We start from the raw sequence: 17,896 nt of genomic DNA on the forward strand, positions 1-17,896 counted from the left end.
ATTGGCGGCATTGCGCCGAATCGGCGGACTGGCCGGGTCGGAGCGTCGGACACCTGCCCGCGGGCGGTGCGGGCCGGTGCCGCGCACCGCCGCCGCTCGGCCGAGGGCCACGCCGGGCAGGACGCTCGGCCGAGGATCGCGCTGCGCGTGAGGCTCAGCCGAGGATCACGCTCCGCGTGAGGTTGCGCGGCCGGTCCGGGTCGTACCCCTTCGCCTCCGCGATCGCCACCGCCAGTCGCTGTGCCCGCACCAGGTCCGCCAGCGGGTCGCACGGCGCGTTGGCGACGAGCGTCCCGCCCACCTGCGCCACGTCCACCGCGAGCCCCTCCGGCAGTTCGCCGAAGGCCCACGCGACCCGGCCGGGCCCGGTGACGGCGATCGGCCCGTGCCGGTACTCCATCGCCGGATACGCCTCCGTCCACGCCCCGGCCGCCTCCCGCATCTTCAGCGCCGCCTCCAACGCCAGGCCGTAGGTCCAGCCGCGGCCGAGGAACGTCCACTGCTCCGCGGCGAGCACCGCCTCCGGCAGCGGCTCGGTCAGCGCCAGTTCCGCGTCCACGGCGGCGTCGGCGACCGACTTCACGCCCGGCACGACGTCCGGCCCGGCGCCGAGCCCCGCGCGCAGGAACGCCAGCGCGGTCGTCGCGAACCGGGTCTGCACCACGGACTCCTCGTCCGCCCAGTCGAGCACGGCCACCGCGTCCGCCGCCGCCATCACCGGCGTCCCGGGGTCCGCGGTGAGCGCCACCGTCGGCGCGCCGCGCCCCTTCAACGCGTCGAGCAGTGCCAGCACCTCCGTCGTCGTACCGGACCGGGTGATCGCCACGACCCGGTCGTACGAGCGCCCCGACGGGAACTCGGAGGAGGCGAAGGCATCCGTCTCGCCCTGCCCCGCGGCCTCCCGCAGCGCGGCGTACGCGATGGCCATGAACCAGGACGTGCCGCAGCCGGTCACGGCCACCCGCTCGCCGGGCCGCGGCAGCCCGTCGAAGGCCGCGGCGGCCTCGGCCGCCCGGCGCCAGGAAGCCGGCTGGGTCGCTATCTCGGTGGCGGTGCGGGACGGACGGGACGTACGGGACATGCGTCGGGCTCCTCGCGCGGGTGGACCACTTCGTACCGGAACGTGCTTAGCAGGCGGCCGACCGCCCCGGCAATGGCGGCGCCCCTCTCGAGGACCTGCCGGAAGCCGTCGGAAGCCACCGGAAGCCCTGCCGGGTCGTGGGGAGCCCGAGGAAATCCGGGGGAGTCGAGGGAAGTCACGGAGGGTCCGCGAAAGTCGGGTGAAGTCAGTTGATCTCGTGTCAAGTGTGTGGATGTCGCGGAGGCTCGGAAAAGTGATCGAGGAAAATCCAAAGAAGTTGCAGAAGTGAGACCCACTGGAGTAGACCTCTGCATCCCCAGGGTGAAAAATCGCTCGTCGATCCGGGCGGTGTCAGGCGTCTCGGGGGGTTCGGGGGGTTCGGTGCCCCCAGAGCTTTCGGGGTTCCGGAGCACGACGGCCCGGTCTGCGCGCGACGCGCCCACCGGGCGCCGCAGGCCCGCGCGCCACGATTACGGCTCAGCCGCCCGGCCCGTCGAAACCGCTCCCGGACCGCCGGCTTGCCGATGACCAAGTGGGGAACCGCTGTGCAACGGCACCTCTTCGGACTGACCGCCACCCTCGTCGCCCTGTCCCTGGCGACGGCGCTCACGAGTTGCTCGTCGGACGAGGAGTCCGACGTCACCCTCCAGCTCGTCGCCGCCGACTACGACGTCGACGGCGGCCAGAGCAGCAAGGAGTACTGGAAGGGGCTCGTCTCGGCCTTCGAGGCCAAGAACCCCAAGATCAAGGTCGACGTACGGATCGAGCCCTGGACGGACGTGGACCGCACGGTCCGGGAGCTGGTGGAGGCGGGGAAGGCGCCGGACGTGGCGCAGGTCGGTGCATACGCGGACTACGCCGCCGACGACAAGCTCTACGCCGCCGACGACGTGCTCTCCCTCACCACCCAGGCGAACTTCCTCCCGCCGTTGCGGGACGCCGGTGAACAGCGCCGCGTCCAGTACGGCATGCCCTTCGTCGCCTCCACCCGGCTCCTCTTCTACAACAAGAAGCTCTTCGAGCAGGCCGGGGTCGAGCAGCCCCCGCGGACCTGGGAGGAACTGCGGGCGGCGGCGGAGCAGCTCAAGGAGGGCACGGACGCGAAGTACCCCTACGCGCTGCCGCTCGGCCCCGAGGAGGCGCAGGCCGAGACGATGCTGTGGCTGCTCGGCGGTGACGACGGCGGCTCCGGCTACACCCAGACGGGCGGGACGTACGCCATCAACTCCGAGACGCACGTCGAGACGTTCTCCTGGCTGAAGTCCAACCTGGTGGAGCCGGGGCTGACCGGCCCGGTCGCACCCGGGAAGCTCAACCGCAAGGACGCGTTCGCGGCGTTCGCCAAGGGCGAGGTGGGGATGCTGAACGGCCATCCGTCCCTGATCAAGACCGCGGAGGCGGCCGGGATCGACCTCGGGATGGTGGCGGTGCCGGGCCGCAAGGGCAAGCCCAAGACCACCATGGGCGTCGCCGACTGGATCATGGGCTTCAAGCAGAACGGCAACCGCTCCGAGATCCGCGCCTTCCTCGACTTCGTCTTCGAGGACGGGAACGTCCTCGCCTTCGCCGGGCAGAACAACCTGCTGCCGGTGACGACCACGGCGAGCCACGCGATGAAGGAGGACCCGAAGTACGCCAAGCTCAAGGGCTTCCTGGCGGAGCTGCCGAACTCGGTGCTGCCGCCCGTCAACAAGACGTCGTGGTCGTCGGTGAGCACCACCGTCAAGCAGACGATCGGGCAGGCCGTCGCGCCGGAGGGCGACCCGGAGCAGGTGTTGGACGCGATAGCCCACGAGGCGTCCAAGGCGGAGGCGAAGGAAGAAGAGTAGAGCGGGGTGGGCGGAGCGGAGTGGGGCGGCCCGCGTCGGGGCGTGGGGCCCGGGGTTATGTTGGATCGCATGACCGAGGAACCCGCTGCCGACGCGGCTGCCGAGGAGCCCGGGGCGACCGGGCACGCCGCGCCTCCGGGGCGGCGGCGCGCCCTGACGGACCGCGACCGCGCCGTCCTCGCGATGGAGGGCCGTTCCTGGCCCGGCCCCGGCGCCAAGGAGCGGGCGGTCCGCGAAGAGCTGGGCATGTCCCCGGTCCGCTACTACCAGCTGGTGAACGCCCTGTTGGACGACGAGCAGGCGCTCGCGCACGATCCGGTTACGGTCAACCGCCTCCGTCGGGTCAGAGACGAGAAACGCGCGCGCCGATAGGGTCGGCGCCATGGGCAGCTCTCCGTACTCCCCGGACGCGTCACACACCCCCGAACCCGCTGGACCCGCCGAGCGCGGCCCCGACTCCGGCCCGGCCCCCGGTTCCCGTTCGGGCCTCGGCTCCGGCTCCGGTTCTGGCCTCGGCTCCGGCTCCGGCTCCGTGCTCCCGGAGCCGTCGACGCCCGCCGGCCGCGAAGGGCTGGCCGCGCTGCTGGCCCGCCCCGAGAAGGCCGTGGTCGCGCTCGACTTCGACGGCACGCTCGCCGAGATCGTCCCCGACCCCGAGCAGGCCCGGGCCCACCCCGGCGCGGTGCCCGCGCTCACCCGGCTCGCCCCCAAGGTGGGCCACGTCGCCGTCGTCACCGGCCGCCCCGCGGGCGTGGCCGTGCGCTACGGCGGCTTCGCCGGCGTCGACGCCCTCGCCCACCTCGTCGTCCTCGGCCACTACGGCTCCGAGCGCTGGGACGCGGTCACCGGCACGGTCCACGCCCCCGCGCCGCACCCGGGCGTCAGCGCGGTGCGCGCAGAACTCCCCGGCTACCTCGACCGCTTCGGCGCCTGGCAGGGCACCTGGATCGAGGAGAAGGGGCAGGCGGTCGCCGTCCACACCCGCCGCGCCACCGACCCGCAGGCCGCCTTCGACTCCCTGCGCGAGCCCCTCGCCACCCTCGCCTCCCAGCACGGCCTGGTCCTGGAGCCGGGCCGGATGGTCCTGGAACTGCGCCCGCCCGGCATGGACAAGGGCGTCGCCCTGGCCGAATACGTACGGGAGGTCGGCGCGGAGGCGGTGCTGTACGCCGGTGACGACCTGGGCGACCTGCCCGCGTACGCAGCGGTCGAGAAGCTGCGCTCCGACGGCCTGCCGGGCCTCCTGGTGTGCAGCGCCAGCACCGAGGTCACCGAACTCGCCGACCGCGCCGACCTGCTCCTCCCCGGCCCGCCTGCGGTCGTCGCCTTCCTCGCGGCCCTCGCGGAAGCGATCTGAAATGCCTCCCGGCAGACGACCCGTGCCCCGGCCTGATGACTTTGCCCGCAGTGTCCAGCGTGCCCTTCCCAACAGCGCCGTTGCCTCGCCGGGCGCGATGGCGCCGTGGGGGCCGTGCAGTGGTGGCGTCTGCGGCCCGGTAGTGGGCTGGTCGCGCAGTTTCCCGCGCCCCTAAACCCCTGTCCTGCAGGCAACCGACAGGGTGAGCGAAACAGGGGCGCTGGGGTCCCCCCCCCACGTCCTCCGGGCGTAGGGGGCGGAACTGCGCGAACAGGCCACCAGCGGCCGGTGGAGACCAACGCACCCGCAGGGCCACGGCGGCTCAGTCCCCCGGCACGGGGGAGCGCGAGCTACGCCCGGGTCAGCGCCTCCAACTGGTCCAGGAACCAATGCCGCGGGGGGAGCGCGGTCGCGGCCGCGGCGAGGCGGGCGGTCCGCGCGGCGCGCTCGGCGGGCGGCTGGGACAGCGCCTCGTGGAGCGCGTCCGCGGTGCCCGTGACGTCGTACGGATTGACCGTCACCGCATCCGCGCCCAACTCCTCGTACGCCCCCGCCTCGCGCGACAGCACCAGCGCGCAGCCCTCGTCCGAGACGACGGGGATCTCCTTGGCGACCAGGTTCATCCCGTCGCGGATCGGATTGACCAGGGCGACGTCCGCGAGGCGGTACGCGGCGAGGGAGCGGGCGAAGTCGTCCTTCACGTGCAGCACGACCGGCGTCCAACCCGGCGTGCCGTACTCCTCGTTGACCGCGTCGGCGACGCGCTGCACCTCGGCCGTGTAGTCCCGGTAGACCGCGAGGTCCTGGCGGGAGGGGTAGGCGAAGGCGAGGTGCACCACGCGCTCGCGCCACTCGGGGCGGGTCGCCAGCAGGTGCCGGAAGGCCAGCAGGCCGCGCACGATGTTCTTCGACAGCTCCGTGCGGTCCACCCGCACGACCGTCCGGCGGTCCGGTCCGCCGATCTGCTCGCGCAGCGCGGCCATGCGCTCCGCAACGTCCGGCCGGTGCGCCCGCTCGCGCAGGAAGTCCGCGTCGGCCCCCAGGCCGTGCACCCCGATCCGGGTGCCCTTCAGCGCGTCCGGCCCCAGCACCTCCGTGCAGCAGGCGGTGAACGCGTCCGCCCAGCGGTGGGTCAGGAAGCACGTGCGGTCGGCGCCGAGGAGGCCGCGCAGGAGCTGCTCGGCGATGTCGTCCGGCAGCAGCCGGAAGTAGTCCACCGGGGCCCAGGGGGTGTGCGAGAAGTGCCCGATCCGCAGGTCGGGCCGGCGCTCCCGGAGCATCCCCGGGACCAGCGCGAGGTGGTAGTCCTGCACGAGCACCGCGGCGCCCTCGGCGGCCCGCTCGGCGAGCGCGTCGGCGAAGGCGCGGTTGTACTCCTCGTAGGAGCGCCACTGGCGGCGGAACTCCTCGTCGAACACGGGCTCCAGCGGGGTCTGGTACAGCATGTGGTGGACGAACCAGAGCACCGAGTTCGCGATGCCGTTGTACGCGTCGGAGTGGACGTCGGGGGCGATGTCGAGCATCAGGACGCCCGCTTCGCCGACCCCGCGCCGCACCGCCTCGCGGTCGCCGTCGCCGAGGGCGGAGCAGACCCAGAGCGAGTCCTCGCGGGCGCCGATCGCGGACAGCCCGGACACCACCCCGCCGCCGCCGCGCTTGGCGTCGAGCCCGCCGTCGTCCAGGAGGGCGTACGAGACGGGCCCGCGGTTGGAAGCGACCAGGATCCGGGCGCGGGACGGAGTGGCGGAAGGTTCGGCAGCCATGTGCCAGAACTTAGCCCGCAGCCCCGGCCGGCAAACGCACATACGGTCGAGTGGCGTCTTGTCGCCGGTGGGGTTTCAGCCGGCTCCGGCGACGCCCGCCGGCTCCCGCGACTCCCGGGGCGCCCGGGGCGGGTTTTCGCCCCGAGCTACCCCTTCGGCGGGGTGCGTCGGGTGCGGGTCGCCGCGAAGGCCACCGCGCACGCCGCCGCCAGCGCCACCACCAGCCCGCCCAGCAGCCAGAGCTGCGGACCCGAGGGCGCGGGCGGCGCCGCGGCCCCCGCGACGGCGGCCACGACGAGGACCAGCAGGGCCAGCAGCCCCGTGAGCCGCAGGGCCCGTCGACGTCTCAGCGGTCGGGGCAGCGCGGGGCCCGTTCGCCGCGGGGTCAGCCGTGCGGTCAGCTCCGGTGTCACACGTTGCTCAGTCGCATACACATATAGGATTTTCGGATATAAACCGTCCACTAGGCGGCACGACGCGCCGCGTACTCGTCGATCTCCCGCATCGGCGGCCGCTCCTCCGTGTCCACCGCGTGCGTGCGCGGTACGAAGCCGTCCTCGCCCCGCTCGAACTGGGTCAGCGCCGGCCGCACCAAGTGCCCGCGGGACAGCCGAAGCTGCGCGGTCCGGTAGATCGCCGCCGCCATCCGCCCCAGTGCCTGCCCGTCCTGGTGCCGGTGCTTGCGCGTCCCCACGTCGACCTGCGCGAGCGCGTCGAGCCCCACCGTGTGCAGCGCGTCGACCAGCAGACCCAGCTCCACTCCGTAACCGACGGGGAAGGGCAGCCGCTCCAGCAGCGAGCGCCGCGCCGCGTACTCGCCGCCCAGCGGCTGCACGAAGCCGGCGAGCTGCGGCCAGTGCAGATTGAGCAGCGGGCGCGCCACCAGCTCCGTCACCCGGCCGCCCTGACCTGCGGTTTCGCCAAGTGGTCGGTCGTACATCGCCTTGACGAACTGCACCTGCGGATTGGTCAGCAGCGGGCCGACGATCCCGGAGACGAAGTCCGCGGAGAAGTCCCGCAGATCCGCGTCGACGAAACAGACGACGTCACCGCGCGTGACCATCAGGGAGCGCCACAGCACCTCGCCCTTGCCCGGCAGTGCAGGGATCCGCGGCAGGACCTCGTCCCGGTGGACCACCCGTGCGCCCGCCGCCGCGGCCACCTCGCCCGTACGGTCCGTGGACCCGGAGTCGACCACCACCAACTCGTCCACGAGCGGCACCCGCTCCATCAGCTCCCGGCGGATCACCCGGACGATCTCCCCGACGGTGGCCTCCTCGTCGAGGGCGGGCAGGACCACGCTGACCGTCGTCCCCCGCTTGGCCGCGACCAGGGCGCTCAGCGGACGGTCCGCCGCCGACCAGGAACGCGTCGCCAGCCACCGCTCCACCTCATCGAGCACGTGCCCCCAACTCCTCCGTCCGTGCGGCCCGCCGTCGAACCGTCCGGCGCCCGCTGTGACCCATCTCGCGGTTCGGACGACTATCTCAACCGCCCGGACCTTCGGTTACAGTCTTGAACAACGCGGATGGCCATCGCATGTCGGGGTCCCCGCGCCGAACGGCCCCATGGTTGAACGTCGCGATCGACTCGTTCGATGCGTTCCACCCCGCCGTTCACAATCGAATACCGCTCATCCAGAGGGGCAGAGGGATACGGCCCGTTGAAGCCCCGGCAACCCTCCAGCCGGTCTCCGTCGTGCAGTGCGCCCAAGCGCCGCAGCGTCGCGAGGCTCCCGGCTAGGGAAGGTGCCAAATCCGTCTCATGGCGAAATGCGCCATGAGGAAGATGAGGAGAAAGGGCCTCGCCTCCATGGCTGTGCAGACCGCCGCAAGCACCGCGACCACCACCCCCGACCTCGGCCCCGCCGCAGCGCTCTCCTGTCGCGAGTGCGGCGAGCGCTTCCCGCTCGGCCCGATCTTCGCCTGCGCCGCCTGTTTCGGCCCGCTGGAGATCGCGTACGACCTGCCCACGGGCGACCCGGAGGAGCTGCGCAAGCGCATCGAGGCCGGACCGGCCAACATCTGGCGCTACGCACCCCTGCTGCCCGTCCCCGCCGACGTCGCCGACAAGCCGAACGTGAACCCCGGCTTCACCAAGCTCGTGCAGGCCGACCGGCTCGCCGCCGAGCTGGGCGTCACCGGCGGGCTCTACGTCAAGGACGACTCCGGCAACCCGACGCACTCCTTCAAGGACCGCGTCGTCGCCATCGCCGTCGAGGCCGCCCGCGCCTTCGGCTTCACCACCCTCTCCTGCTCCTCCACCGGCAACCTCGCCGGCGCGGTGGGCGCCGCCGCGGCCCGCGCCGGGCTGCGCTCCTGCGTCTTCATCCCGCACGACCTGGAGCAGGGCAAGGTCGTCATGGCCGCGGTCTACGGGGGCGAGCTGGTCGGCATCGAGGGCACCTACGACGACGTGAACCGCTTCTGCTCCGAGCTGATCGGCGACCCGATCGGCGAGGGCTGGGGCTTCGTGAACGTCAACCTGCGCCCGTACTACGCCGAGGGCTCCAAGACCCTCGCGTACGAGATCTGCGAGCAGCTCGGCTGGCGCATCCCGGACCAGATCGTCGTCCCCGTCGCCTCCGGCTCCCAGCTCACCAAGATCGACAAGGGGCTCCAGGAGCTGATCAAGCTGGGTCTGGTCGAGGACCGCCCGTACCGGATCATCGCCGCGCAGGCCGAGGGCTGCTCCCCGGTCTCCGCCGCCTTCAAGGCGGGCCACGACGTCGTGCGGCCGGTCAAGCCCGACACCATCGTGAAGTCGCTCGCCATCGGCAACCCGGCGGACGGCCCGTACGTCCTGGACATCGCCCGCCGCACCGGGGGCGTGGTCGAGGACGTCACCGACGAGCAGGTCGTCGAGGCGATCAAGCTGCTCGCCCGCACGGAGGGGATCTTCGCGGAGACCGCGGGCGGCGTGACGGTCGGCGTCACCAAGAAGCTGCTGGAGGCGGGCGTGCTCGACCCGACGCTCACCACCGTCGTCCTCAACACCGGCGACGGCCTCAAGACGCTGGACGCGGTCGCCGGCACCACCGGTCCGTCGGCGACGATCCGGCCGAGCCTGGACGCCTTCCGCGCCGCCGGTCTGGCCGGCTGACCGCGACAGGTCCCGCCAGCCCCTCCGTTCCCTCCGCCCGCCCCCGTACCGGCCCTGCACCGGCCCCGAAAGAGGCACCCATGAGCGTCAACGTCCGCATCCCGACCATCCTGCGCACCTACACCGGCGGCCAGGCCGAGGTGCCCGCCGAGGGCGCGACCCTCGCCGAGGTCATCGCCGACCTGGAGAAGAACCACACGGGGATCGCCGCCCGCGTCCTGGACGACCAGGGCAAGCTGCGCCGCTTCGTCAACGTGTACGTCAACGACGACGACGTCCGCTTCGAGCAGGGCCTGGAGACCGCCACGCCGGACGGCGCCGGCATCTCGATCATCCCCGCGGTCGCCGGCGGCTGAGACCCGGACCGCCGCCCCCGCCCGCGCGGGCGGTCGGCGTCACCGAGAGTCAGCCGTATTACCCAGAGTCAGTTGCATTGCCCCCTCCGTGAGACATCCGGAGGGGGCAATTCTGCAGGGTTGAGCACGCTACAGTTGGGGAACGCCCCTTCGCCGAACGCTCTCGCCCACGTATCGAATTGCGCCCGGGCTCGATAAGAAGCAGCCAATGTGTGGCGTACTTGTGTCGCTTAAGTTCCTTTTGTCCGGCCTGATTTGTCCCGGAATTGCGGTAATCCAGCCTAATTACCCGATCGTAGGTTCCAGGAATTCTCGTCCGATTGACCTGTTGCAGAGGGCAGTTGGGCAGATACATTCAGCCGCGGTCGACGCGTTCCGGCGCACTCCAGTGAGCGGGTAGGGGTCTGACCCGGGTCCGCGAGGTGCGGTCCTGTGCAAGGGCCAGTAATAGGGGAGTTGGGCATGGCTCAGGGCACCGTCAAGTGGTTCAACGCGGAGAAGGGGTACGGCTTCATCGCGGTCGACGGTGGTGCGGACGTATTCGTCCACTACAGCGCGATCCAGATGGACGGCTACCGCACCCTGGAGGAGGGTCAGCGAGTCGAGTTCGAGATCTCGCAGGGGCAGAAGGGCCCGCAGGCCGACATGGTGAAGATCTCGGCCTGAATCCCGCTCCGGCGTATTCACGCACTTGAAGGGCCTTGCACCCCGGCCGGGGTGCAAGGCCCTTCTGTGCGTGGTCGGGGCGGTTCTCCCGATGTCTTCGCCGCCGCTGCGGGGCCTCCTCGGGGGCTTGCTTCCGGCGCGGCCGGTTCCCTTCGTCGCGGAGGCGAGCACGGGTAGGGCGCTTGCACTCTCGGGTGGCGAGTGCTAATCATTGGCGTTAGCACTCTCCGGGTGAGAGTGCTACGAAGGGCCGGGTCGGTGAGGCCCGCTCGCCTTGTGGCGCATGGAGCCATCTGGTGCAGCAGGCCGTCCGTCGCGGGCGCCAACGCGGTCCAATAGAGCTTCCCACCCAGTCCGTGGAGGACACCTCACATGGCAAAGATCATCGCGTTCGACGAGGAGGCACGGCGCGGTCTCGAGCGCGGGATGAACCAGCTCGCTGACGCCGTCAAGGTCACCCTTGGCCCCAAGGGTCGCAACGTCGTCCTTGAGAAGAAGTGGGGCGCCCCCACGATCACCAACGATGGCGTGTCCATCGCCAAGGAGATCGAGCTGGAGGACCCGTACGAGAAGATCGGCGCCGAGCTGGTCAAGGAAGTCGCCAAGAAGACGGACGACGTCGCCGGCGACGGTACGACCACCGCCACGGTTCTGGCCCAGGCCCTGGTCCGCGAGGGACTGCGCAACGTCGCGGCCGGCGCCAACCCGATGGCCCTCAAGCGCGGCATCGAGAAGGCCGTCGAGGCCGTCTCCGCCGCCCTGCTCGAGCAGGCCAAGGACGTGGAGACCAAGGAGCAGATCGCCTCCACCGCCTCCATCTCCGCCGCTGACACCCAGATCGGCGAGCTGATCGCCGAGGCCATGGACAAGGTCGGCAAGGAAGGCGTCATCACGGTCGAGGAGTCCCAGACCTTCGGTCTGGAGCTGGAGCTCACCGAGGGCATGCGCTTCGACAAGGGCTACATCTCGGCGTACTTCGCGACCGACATGGAGCGCATGGAGGCCGTCCTCGACGACCCCTACATCCTCGTCGTCAACTCCAAGATCTCCTCGGTCAAGGACCTGCTCCCGCTGCTGGAGAAGGTCATGCAGTCCGGCAAGGCGCTGCTGATCATCGCCGAGGACGTCGAGGCCGAGGCCCTGTCCACGCTGATCGTCAACAAGATCCGCGGCACCTTCAAGTCCGTCGCCGTCAAGGCTCCGGGCTTCGGCGACCGCCGCAAGGCGATGCTGAACGACATCGCCATCCTCACCGGCGGCACGGTCATCTCCGAGGAGGTCGGCCTCAAGCTGGAGAACGCGGGCCTCGACCTGCTCGGCCGCGCCCGCAAGGTCGTCATCACCAAGGACGAGACGACCATCGTCGACGGCGCCGGTGACAGCGACCAGGTCGCCGGTCGGGTCAACCAGATCCGCGCCGAGATCGAGAACTCCGACTCGGACTACGACCGCGAGAAGCTCCAGGAGCGCCTCGCGAAGCTGGCCGGCGGCGTGGCCGTCATCAAGGCCGGCGCCGCGACCGAGGTGGAGCTCAAGGAGCGCAAGCACCGCATCGAGGACGCCGTTCGCAACGCGAAGGCCGCCGTCGAGGAGGGCATCGTCGCCGGTGGTGGCGTCGCGCTGCTCCAGGCGTCCGCCGTCTTCGAGAAGCTGGAGCTCGACGGCGACGAGGCCACCGGTGCCAACGCCGTCAAGCTGGCCCTGGAGGCCCCGCTCAAGCAGATCGCCGTCAACGGTGGCCTTGAGGGCGGCGTCGTGGTCGAGAAGGTGCGCAACCTGACCCCGGGTCACGGTCTGAACGCCGCGACCGGCGAGTACGTCGACATGATCGCCGAGGGCATCCTCGACCCGGCGAAGGTGACGCGCTCCGCGCTGCAGAACGCCGCGTCGATCGCCGCGCTGTTCCTGACCACCGAGGCCGTCATCGCCGACAAGCCGGAGAAGGCCGCTGCGGCTGCTCCGGGCGGCATGCCGGGCGGTGACATGGACTTCTGATCCGGGAGACATCTCCAGGATCGGCAAGGCCGGTTACGTACGAAGGGCGGCACCCCACTCCCAGGGGGTGCCGCCCTTCGGCGTGCCCGGCCTTTGGCCTGCTTGGCACTTTGGCTTGCCCGCGCCTTGGTGTGACGGGCGGTTTGGCGCGACCGGTGGTTTGGTGTGACCGGTGGTTTGGTGTGCAGGGCCTTTCTCCGCACTCGGATTTTTGAATCCGTGTTTCGAAACTCCAGCCGGTTGACCCGAAGTCGAACCCTGGCGTCGAACCTTGAGTTGACCCCTGATCCGCCCCTGAGTCGGACCCTGTTGCGGACCCCTAGTCGAGCCCTGGGCTCGGCCCTTATTCGCCCCTGAGGCGCATGCAATTGCAGGGGGTCGCCGGGGCGGAGCGAAGCGGCCGATAATCGTCCCCTGAGAGTGGCGGAATTCAACTGCATCCGCAGAATGACCCGGACGTCGACGGGATAAGACCGCAGGCTTACTCAGCTACCTCTTGGCGGGTGATTCGCGAAGGGGTCCCGTCACGCCAAGGTCGTGGGTGTCCAGACAGCCGAGCGGGAGGACCCTTCCGTGTTGGTACGACGCCCTGTTCCCCTTGCCTCCGTAGTTCCCGTCGTTTCCGCCGTTCCCGTGCTCGCGGCGGGTCTCGCGGTGAGCGTGCTCGCGGCCCTGACTCCGGCGGTGGCGGTCGCCGCCCCGCAGCCACCTCCGTCCGCGCAGGCCGCTTCGTCCGCGCCGGCCGCCGCATCGGCGGGGCTCGCGTGGCAGCGCTGCGGGCCCGACACCCCCGCGTACTTCGAGTGCGCCACGGTCGAAGTGCCGTTGGACTACCGGCACCCCGGCGGCAAGAAGATCGACGTCGCGATCTCCCGGATCAAGGCGGCCGATCCGGCGCAGCGGCACGGGGTGTTGTTCTCCAACCCCGGCGGGCCCGGCGGCGAAGGGCTCACCCTGCCGCTGGACCTCCACAAGGAGATGCCCCAGTCCCTGCGGGACCGCTTCGACCTGATCGGCATGGATCCCCGGGGGGTCGGCAAGAGCACCCCGCTCAGCTGCGGGCTGACCGCCGAAGAGAAGGGCTGGCCGCGTCCGTACGCCCCGAGCACCTTCACCGCCGACGTGCTGCGCGCCAAGTCCATAGCGGACAAGTGCCGGGCGAAGTACGGCGCCGACCTGAAGCACTTCACCTCCCGCAACACGGCGCGCGACATGGACGCGATCAGGGCCGCGCTCGGTGAGAAGAAGATCAGCTACGTCGGCTACTCGTACGGGACGTATCTGGGCGCGGTCTACACCCAGTTGTTCCCGCACCGGGCCGACCGGATCGTGCTGGACAGCGCGGTCGATCCGGAGAAGGCGTGGCGGGAGACGTTCCGCATCTGGGCGCCGGAGGCGGAGCGGGCGTTCGACCGGTGGACGCGATGGGCCGCCGCGCGCCATGCGCAGTACGGCCTCGGCGCGAGCCCGGCCGCGGTCGCGCGGACGTTCCACGGCGTCGTCGCCCAGGCCGACCGGGCGCCCATCACCGTCGGCGACCGCAAGTTCTCCGGCGTCGAGATACGCGACGCGATGCGTGCCTCCTTCTTCTCCGTGAAGGAGGCGACCGAGCGGACCGTGATGCTCAAGGAGGCGGCGGCGGGCAAGCCGGTGCCCAACGTCCCGGTGGATCCGGAGATGCCGGACAACCTCGCCTCGTCGCAGTTCACGGTGGTGTGCAGCGACGTTGCCTGGCCCCGTGACCCGGAGACGTACCGCAAGGACTCGGAGCGCGGCGCGGTCCGCCACCCGCTGTACGGGGACTTCGCCTCGTCCATCACTCCGTGCGCGTTCTGGGACGGCCCGGCCGAGCGGGTCACCAAGGTGAGGAACCGCGTCCCGGCCCTGATCGTGCAGAACGAGTGGGACTCGCAGACTCCGCTGACGACGGCGCGCGGCATGCACCGGGCGATGCAGGGGGCCCGGATGGTCACGGTCGACGAGGGCGAGGGCCATGGCGTGTACCTCTTCGGCAACGCCTGCGCCAGTGACGTGACGTCGGCGTATCTGGTGACGGGGCGGCTTCCGGCGAAGGACGTGACGTGTCGGGCGGAGCCGGGGGCCCGGCGCGGGGCTCCGATGGAACTGCCGCAGATGTGGGCGGGCATAGGCGCGGGCTCGGCCCGCTGAGCCGGGCAACCGGCCGGCCGGCCCCGACCCTCGGCCGCCAGCCCGTGTGCCCGCCGGCCCGATCCCGGCCCGGGTGATCCCCGCCCGCGTGCTCGCACGGGCCGCCTGATCGGCTGACCACCTGATCGCCGGGCCGGCTCGACTGGCCGGCCCGGCCCCGGGGCGGCCGTACGATCCCCGTCCCTCGTGCGGCCGCCCCACCCCCTGAACTGCCGGCTGTCCGATTCTGGTCGGCCGGTGTCCCCAGCGCGCCCCGGACTGACCACCGGTGCGCGACGCCACGAACGGAAGGAACGACCTTCGTGCAAGCCAGAAGACTGGCCCCCGTGCTCGCAGTGGGCATGCTCGCCACGGGCGTGCTCGTGCCCCTGACCCCGGCGGCCGTGGCCGCGCCCGCAGCTCCGCTGCCCGGGCCCGGTGCGCAGCAGCCGGCCTGGCAGCGGTGCAGCGCCGACAAGCCCGCGGCGTTCGAGTGCGCCAGCGTCAAGGTGCCGTTGGACTACGGGGCGCCCGGCGGCAAGAAGATCGACGTCGCGATCTCCCGGCTGAGCGCGGCGGACCCGGCCAAGCGGCGCGGGGTCCTGCTGTTCAACCCCGGTGGACCCGGCGGTGACGGCCTCGACATGCCTTTGATGATGCGGGAGTTGCTGCCGCAGTCCGTCAAGGACCGGTACGACCTGATCGGTTTCGATCCCCGCGGCGTCGGGCAGAGCGCCCCCGTGCGCTGTGGGCTGACCCCGGAAGACCTCGTGATGGAACGCCCCTTCAAGGAGCGGACGTTCGCCCGGGACACCGCGCTCGCGCGCTCCTTCGCGGACAAGTGCCGGGCGAAGCACGGCGCCGACCTGAAGCACATCACCACGCGCAACACGGCGCGGGACATGGACGCGATCCGGGCCGCGCTCGGTGAGAAGAAGATCAACTTCTTCGGCTATTCGTACGGGACGTATCTGGGCGCGGTCTACACCCAGTTGTTCCCCCGCCGGGCCGACCGGTTCGTGCTGGACAGCGCGGTCGACCCCAAGCGGGCCTGGCGGGCGGACTTCCAGCTGTGGGCGCCGGAGACGGAGAAGGCGTACGCGCGCTGGACGCGGTGGGCGGCCGAGCGCGATGCGCAGTTCGGTCTGGGGGCGACGCCGGGCGCGGTCTCCAAGACGTTCTGGGGCCTGGTCGCCCAGGCGAACCGCACCCCGATCAAGGTCGGTACGACCCTGCTCGACGGCGACGAGATACGGGCCAGGATGCGCCCCGGCTTCTTCGTGCCGAGCACGGCGACGGAGTCCGTGCAGGTGCTGCGGGACGCCGCGGCCGGGAAGCCCACCCCGGAGTTGCCCGGCCTGCAGATGGACGAGGGGTTCGCCTCCGCCCTGTGGACCGTGAGCTGCGGCGACGCGCCGTGGCCGAAGGACCCGCGGACGTACCGCAAGGAGGCCCGGCGGGACGCGGCCCGCTTCCCCCTCTACGGGGACTTCGCCTCGCACATCAACCCCTGTGCCTTCTGGGACGACAACGTCGAGCCCGCCACCGTCGTGGACAACCGGGTCGGCGCGCTCATCGTGCACAACGAATGGGACTCGCAGACCCCGCTGCCCGACGGCGTCGGACTGCGCGAGGACATGAAGGGCGCGCGGATGGTCCTCGTCGACGAGGGCGAGGGGCACGGCGTGTACGGCAGCGGCACCAGCACCTGCGCCGAGGACCTGACCAACACCTACCTCCTCACGGGCCGACTCCCGGCGAGGGACACGACGTGCACCCCGGACCCGGCGGGTGCGCAGAAGCGGCGGCACCACACCGAGCTGCCGTTCCTCACCTCCACGGCGCGCGCCGCCTCCGGCGCGACGGCCGTTCGATGACGCATGCGCACCTGGGCATGCCCGTACGTATGAGAAAGGACCGCACGTGCAGTCAAGACGCATCGCTCCCGTCCTCGCGGTGAGCGTTCTGGCGACCCTGGCCCCGGCGGTGGCCGTGGCCGCCCCCGCGACGTCGTCCGGGTCCGGCGCACAGCAGTTGACCTGGCAGCGGTGTAGCGCCGATGAGCCCGCGGCGTTCGAGTGCGCCACGATCAAGGTGCCGTTGGACTACGGGGCGCCCGGCGGCAAGAAGATCGACGTCGCGGTGTCCCGGCTGAAGGCCGCGGACCCGACGAAGCGCCGCGGTGTGCTGTTCTTCAACCCGGGCGGGCCCGGCGGCGCCGGCCTCGGAGAGCCCCTGATGTGGAACGAGTTGCTGCCGCAGTCCGTCAAGGACCGGTACGACCTGATCGGCTTCGACCCGCGAGGCGTCGCCAAGAGCACCCCGATCGAGTGCGGCACCACCCCGCAGGAGCGGCAGGTCCTGCGGCCGTACAAGAAGGGGACGTTCGCTTCGAGCGTGGCGTGGGCGCGTACGTTCGCCGACAAGTGCCGGGCGAAGTACGGCGCCGATCTGAAGCACTTCACCTCCCGCAACACGGCGCGGGACATGGACGCGATCCGGGCCGCGCTCGGCGAGAAGAAGATCAACTACGTGGGCGTCTCGTACGGCACGTATCTGGGCGCGGTGTACACCCAGATGTTCCCGCACCGTTCGGACCGCATCGTGCTCGACAGCGCGGTGGACCCGAACAGCGCGTGGCGGGGCGTGGTGCGGGCCTGGGCGACGGGCGCGGAGCCCGCGTACGACCGCTGGACGCGCTGGACGGCCGAGCGCCACGCCGAGTACGGCCTGGGGGCGACGCCGGAGGCGGTCGACAAGGGATTCTGGGACCTGGTGGCGCAGGCGGACCGCCAGCCCATCAAGGTCGGCGAGGACCTCCTGGACGGCGCCGCGGTCCGCGAGGCCATGCGGCCGGTCTTCTTCTACCGCGCCGAAGGCGCCAAGATCCTGGTCCAGTTGAAGAAGGCGGCGGCGGGGGAGCCGATCGAGGTGCCGCCGCCGTACGTGGTCCAGGACAACGAGATGTCGCTCTTCAACACGATCGTCTGCGGCGACGCGACCTGGCCGCGCGACCCCGCCACCTACCGCCGCGACGCGGTCCGCGACGCCGCGCGCTTCCCCATCTACGGCGACTTCACCGCCAACATCACGCCGTGCGCGTTCTGGGACGCCCCCGTCGAGCCGGCGACGAAGGTCAACAACCGCGTCGGCGCGCTGATAGTCCAGGCCGAGTGGGACTCCCAGACCCCGTTGGCGCAGGCGCAGGCCATGCATCGCGGGATGAAGGGCTCCCGCCTGGTCACCGTCGACGAGGGCGAGACGCACGGCGTGTACCGCATGGGCGTGAGCGACTGCGCGGACGCGGTGACGACGGCGTATCTGACGACGGGCAAGCTCCCGACGAAGAACGTGACGTGCGCGGCGGACCCGACCCCGCCGCAGTCGGCGCAGCAGCCGGAGGTGACTGACCAGCGGAACCGACTCCCGCTCCAGGCGCGCTCCTGACGACCGCCACGCGACTGCCGCGAGTGCCCTGGGCGCCCGGGTAGCGGCGGGCGCGGGCGGACCGGCCGGCAGGCCCCCGCCCGCCCCGTCACCCGGCGGGCGGACCGGCCGCTGACCGGGACCGTGCGGCGCACGCGAAGAGGTACGGGCTC

General features: G+C 71.4%; 14 protein-coding genes and 1 riboswitch. Of the genes, 10 read left to right on the forward strand and 4 right to left on the reverse strand.

Going from position 1 to position 17,896, the window contains the following annotated elements:
- Positions 1 to 154 precede the first annotated feature (154 nt).
- Positions 155 to 1,081 (reverse strand): SIS domain-containing protein, encoded by a 927-nt coding sequence (locus ACH4E8_RS06660; RefSeq protein ID WP_398445031.1) that lies wholly within the window; start codon positions 1,079 to 1,081, stop codon positions 155 to 157.
- Positions 1,082 to 1,626: 545 nt separating this feature from the next.
- Here ACH4E8_RS06660 and ACH4E8_RS06665 point away from each other — a divergent pair.
- From ACH4E8_RS06665 to otsB, 3 genes are all read left to right on the forward strand, one after another.
- The gene (locus ACH4E8_RS06665; RefSeq protein ID WP_398445033.1) at positions 1,627 to 2,910 is read left to right on the forward strand and encodes an extracellular solute-binding protein; all 1,284 of its coding nucleotides are present in this window, start codon (positions 1,627 to 1,629) and stop codon (positions 2,908 to 2,910) included.
- A 69-nt stretch (positions 2,911 to 2,979) separates the two neighbouring features.
- Positions 2,980 to 3,282: a DUF3263 domain-containing protein gene (locus ACH4E8_RS06670; protein ID WP_398445035.1), complete on the forward strand. Its 303-nt coding sequence runs from the start codon at positions 2,980 to 2,982 to the stop codon at positions 3,280 to 3,282.
- A 10-nt stretch (positions 3,283 to 3,292) separates the two neighbouring features.
- Entirely contained in the window at positions 3,293 to 4,267 is a 975-nt protein-coding gene (gene otsB / locus ACH4E8_RS06675; RefSeq protein WP_398445037.1) for a trehalose-phosphatase, read from the forward strand.
- A gap of 350 nt (positions 4,268 to 4,617) precedes the next feature.
- On the opposite strand, the gene ACH4E8_RS06680 is transcribed toward otsB, so the two are convergent.
- The 3 genes from ACH4E8_RS06680 to ACH4E8_RS06690 form a co-directional block, all read right to left on the reverse strand.
- Entirely contained in the window at positions 4,618 to 6,030 is a 1,413-nt protein-coding gene (locus ACH4E8_RS06680; RefSeq protein ID WP_398445039.1) for a trehalose-6-phosphate synthase, read from the reverse strand.
- Between the two features lie 146 nt (positions 6,031 to 6,176).
- Positions 6,177 to 6,443 (reverse strand): hypothetical protein, encoded by a 267-nt coding sequence (locus tag ACH4E8_RS06685; RefSeq protein ID WP_398445040.1) that lies wholly within the window; start codon positions 6,441 to 6,443, stop codon positions 6,177 to 6,179.
- A gap of 50 nt (positions 6,444 to 6,493) precedes the next feature.
- A complete protein-coding gene (locus ACH4E8_RS06690; protein ID WP_398445042.1) occupies positions 6,494 to 7,432 on the reverse strand; it encodes a glucosyl-3-phosphoglycerate synthase in 939 nt (312 codons plus the stop codon).
- A 228-nt stretch (positions 7,433 to 7,660) separates the two neighbouring features.
- Positions 7,661 to 7,825, forward strand: a riboswitch (SAM riboswitch).
- 17 nt (positions 7,826 to 7,842) lie between these two features.
- Here ACH4E8_RS06690 and thrC point away from each other — a divergent pair.
- From thrC to ACH4E8_RS06725, 7 genes are all read left to right on the forward strand, one after another.
- A complete protein-coding gene (thrC, locus tag ACH4E8_RS06695; RefSeq protein ID WP_398445045.1) occupies positions 7,843 to 9,132 on the forward strand; it encodes a threonine synthase in 1,290 nt (429 codons plus the stop codon).
- Between the two features lie 80 nt (positions 9,133 to 9,212).
- Entirely contained in the window at positions 9,213 to 9,488 is a 276-nt protein-coding gene (locus ACH4E8_RS06700) for a MoaD/ThiS family protein (protein WP_361536708.1), read from the forward strand.
- A 462-nt stretch (positions 9,489 to 9,950) separates the two neighbouring features.
- A complete protein-coding gene (locus tag ACH4E8_RS06705) occupies positions 9,951 to 10,154 on the forward strand; it encodes a cold-shock protein (protein WP_361536710.1) in 204 nt (67 codons plus the stop codon).
- A gap of 372 nt (positions 10,155 to 10,526) precedes the next feature.
- Complete coding sequence (gene groL, locus ACH4E8_RS06710; protein WP_398445048.1) at positions 10,527 to 12,149, forward strand: chaperonin GroEL; 1,623 nt, start codon at positions 10,527 to 10,529, stop codon at positions 12,147 to 12,149.
- A 633-nt stretch (positions 12,150 to 12,782) separates the two neighbouring features.
- Complete coding sequence (locus ACH4E8_RS06715) at positions 12,783 to 14,318, forward strand: alpha/beta hydrolase (protein ID WP_398445050.1); 1,536 nt, start codon at positions 12,783 to 12,785, stop codon at positions 14,316 to 14,318.
- 302 nt (positions 14,319 to 14,620) lie between these two features.
- Positions 14,621 to 16,174, forward strand: coding sequence for an alpha/beta fold hydrolase (locus ACH4E8_RS06720; protein ID WP_398445052.1), 1,554 nt, complete (start codon positions 14,621 to 14,623; stop codon positions 16,172 to 16,174).
- Between the two features lie 46 nt (positions 16,175 to 16,220).
- Complete coding sequence (locus ACH4E8_RS06725; protein WP_398445054.1) at positions 16,221 to 17,744, forward strand: alpha/beta hydrolase; 1,524 nt, start codon at positions 16,221 to 16,223, stop codon at positions 17,742 to 17,744.
- The last annotated feature ends 152 nt before the right edge of the window (positions 17,745 to 17,896 follow it).

Source organism: Streptomyces sp. NPDC017979, assembly GCF_044328175.1.
Taxonomy (GTDB): Bacteria; Actinomycetota; Actinomycetes; order Streptomycetales; family Streptomycetaceae; genus Streptomyces.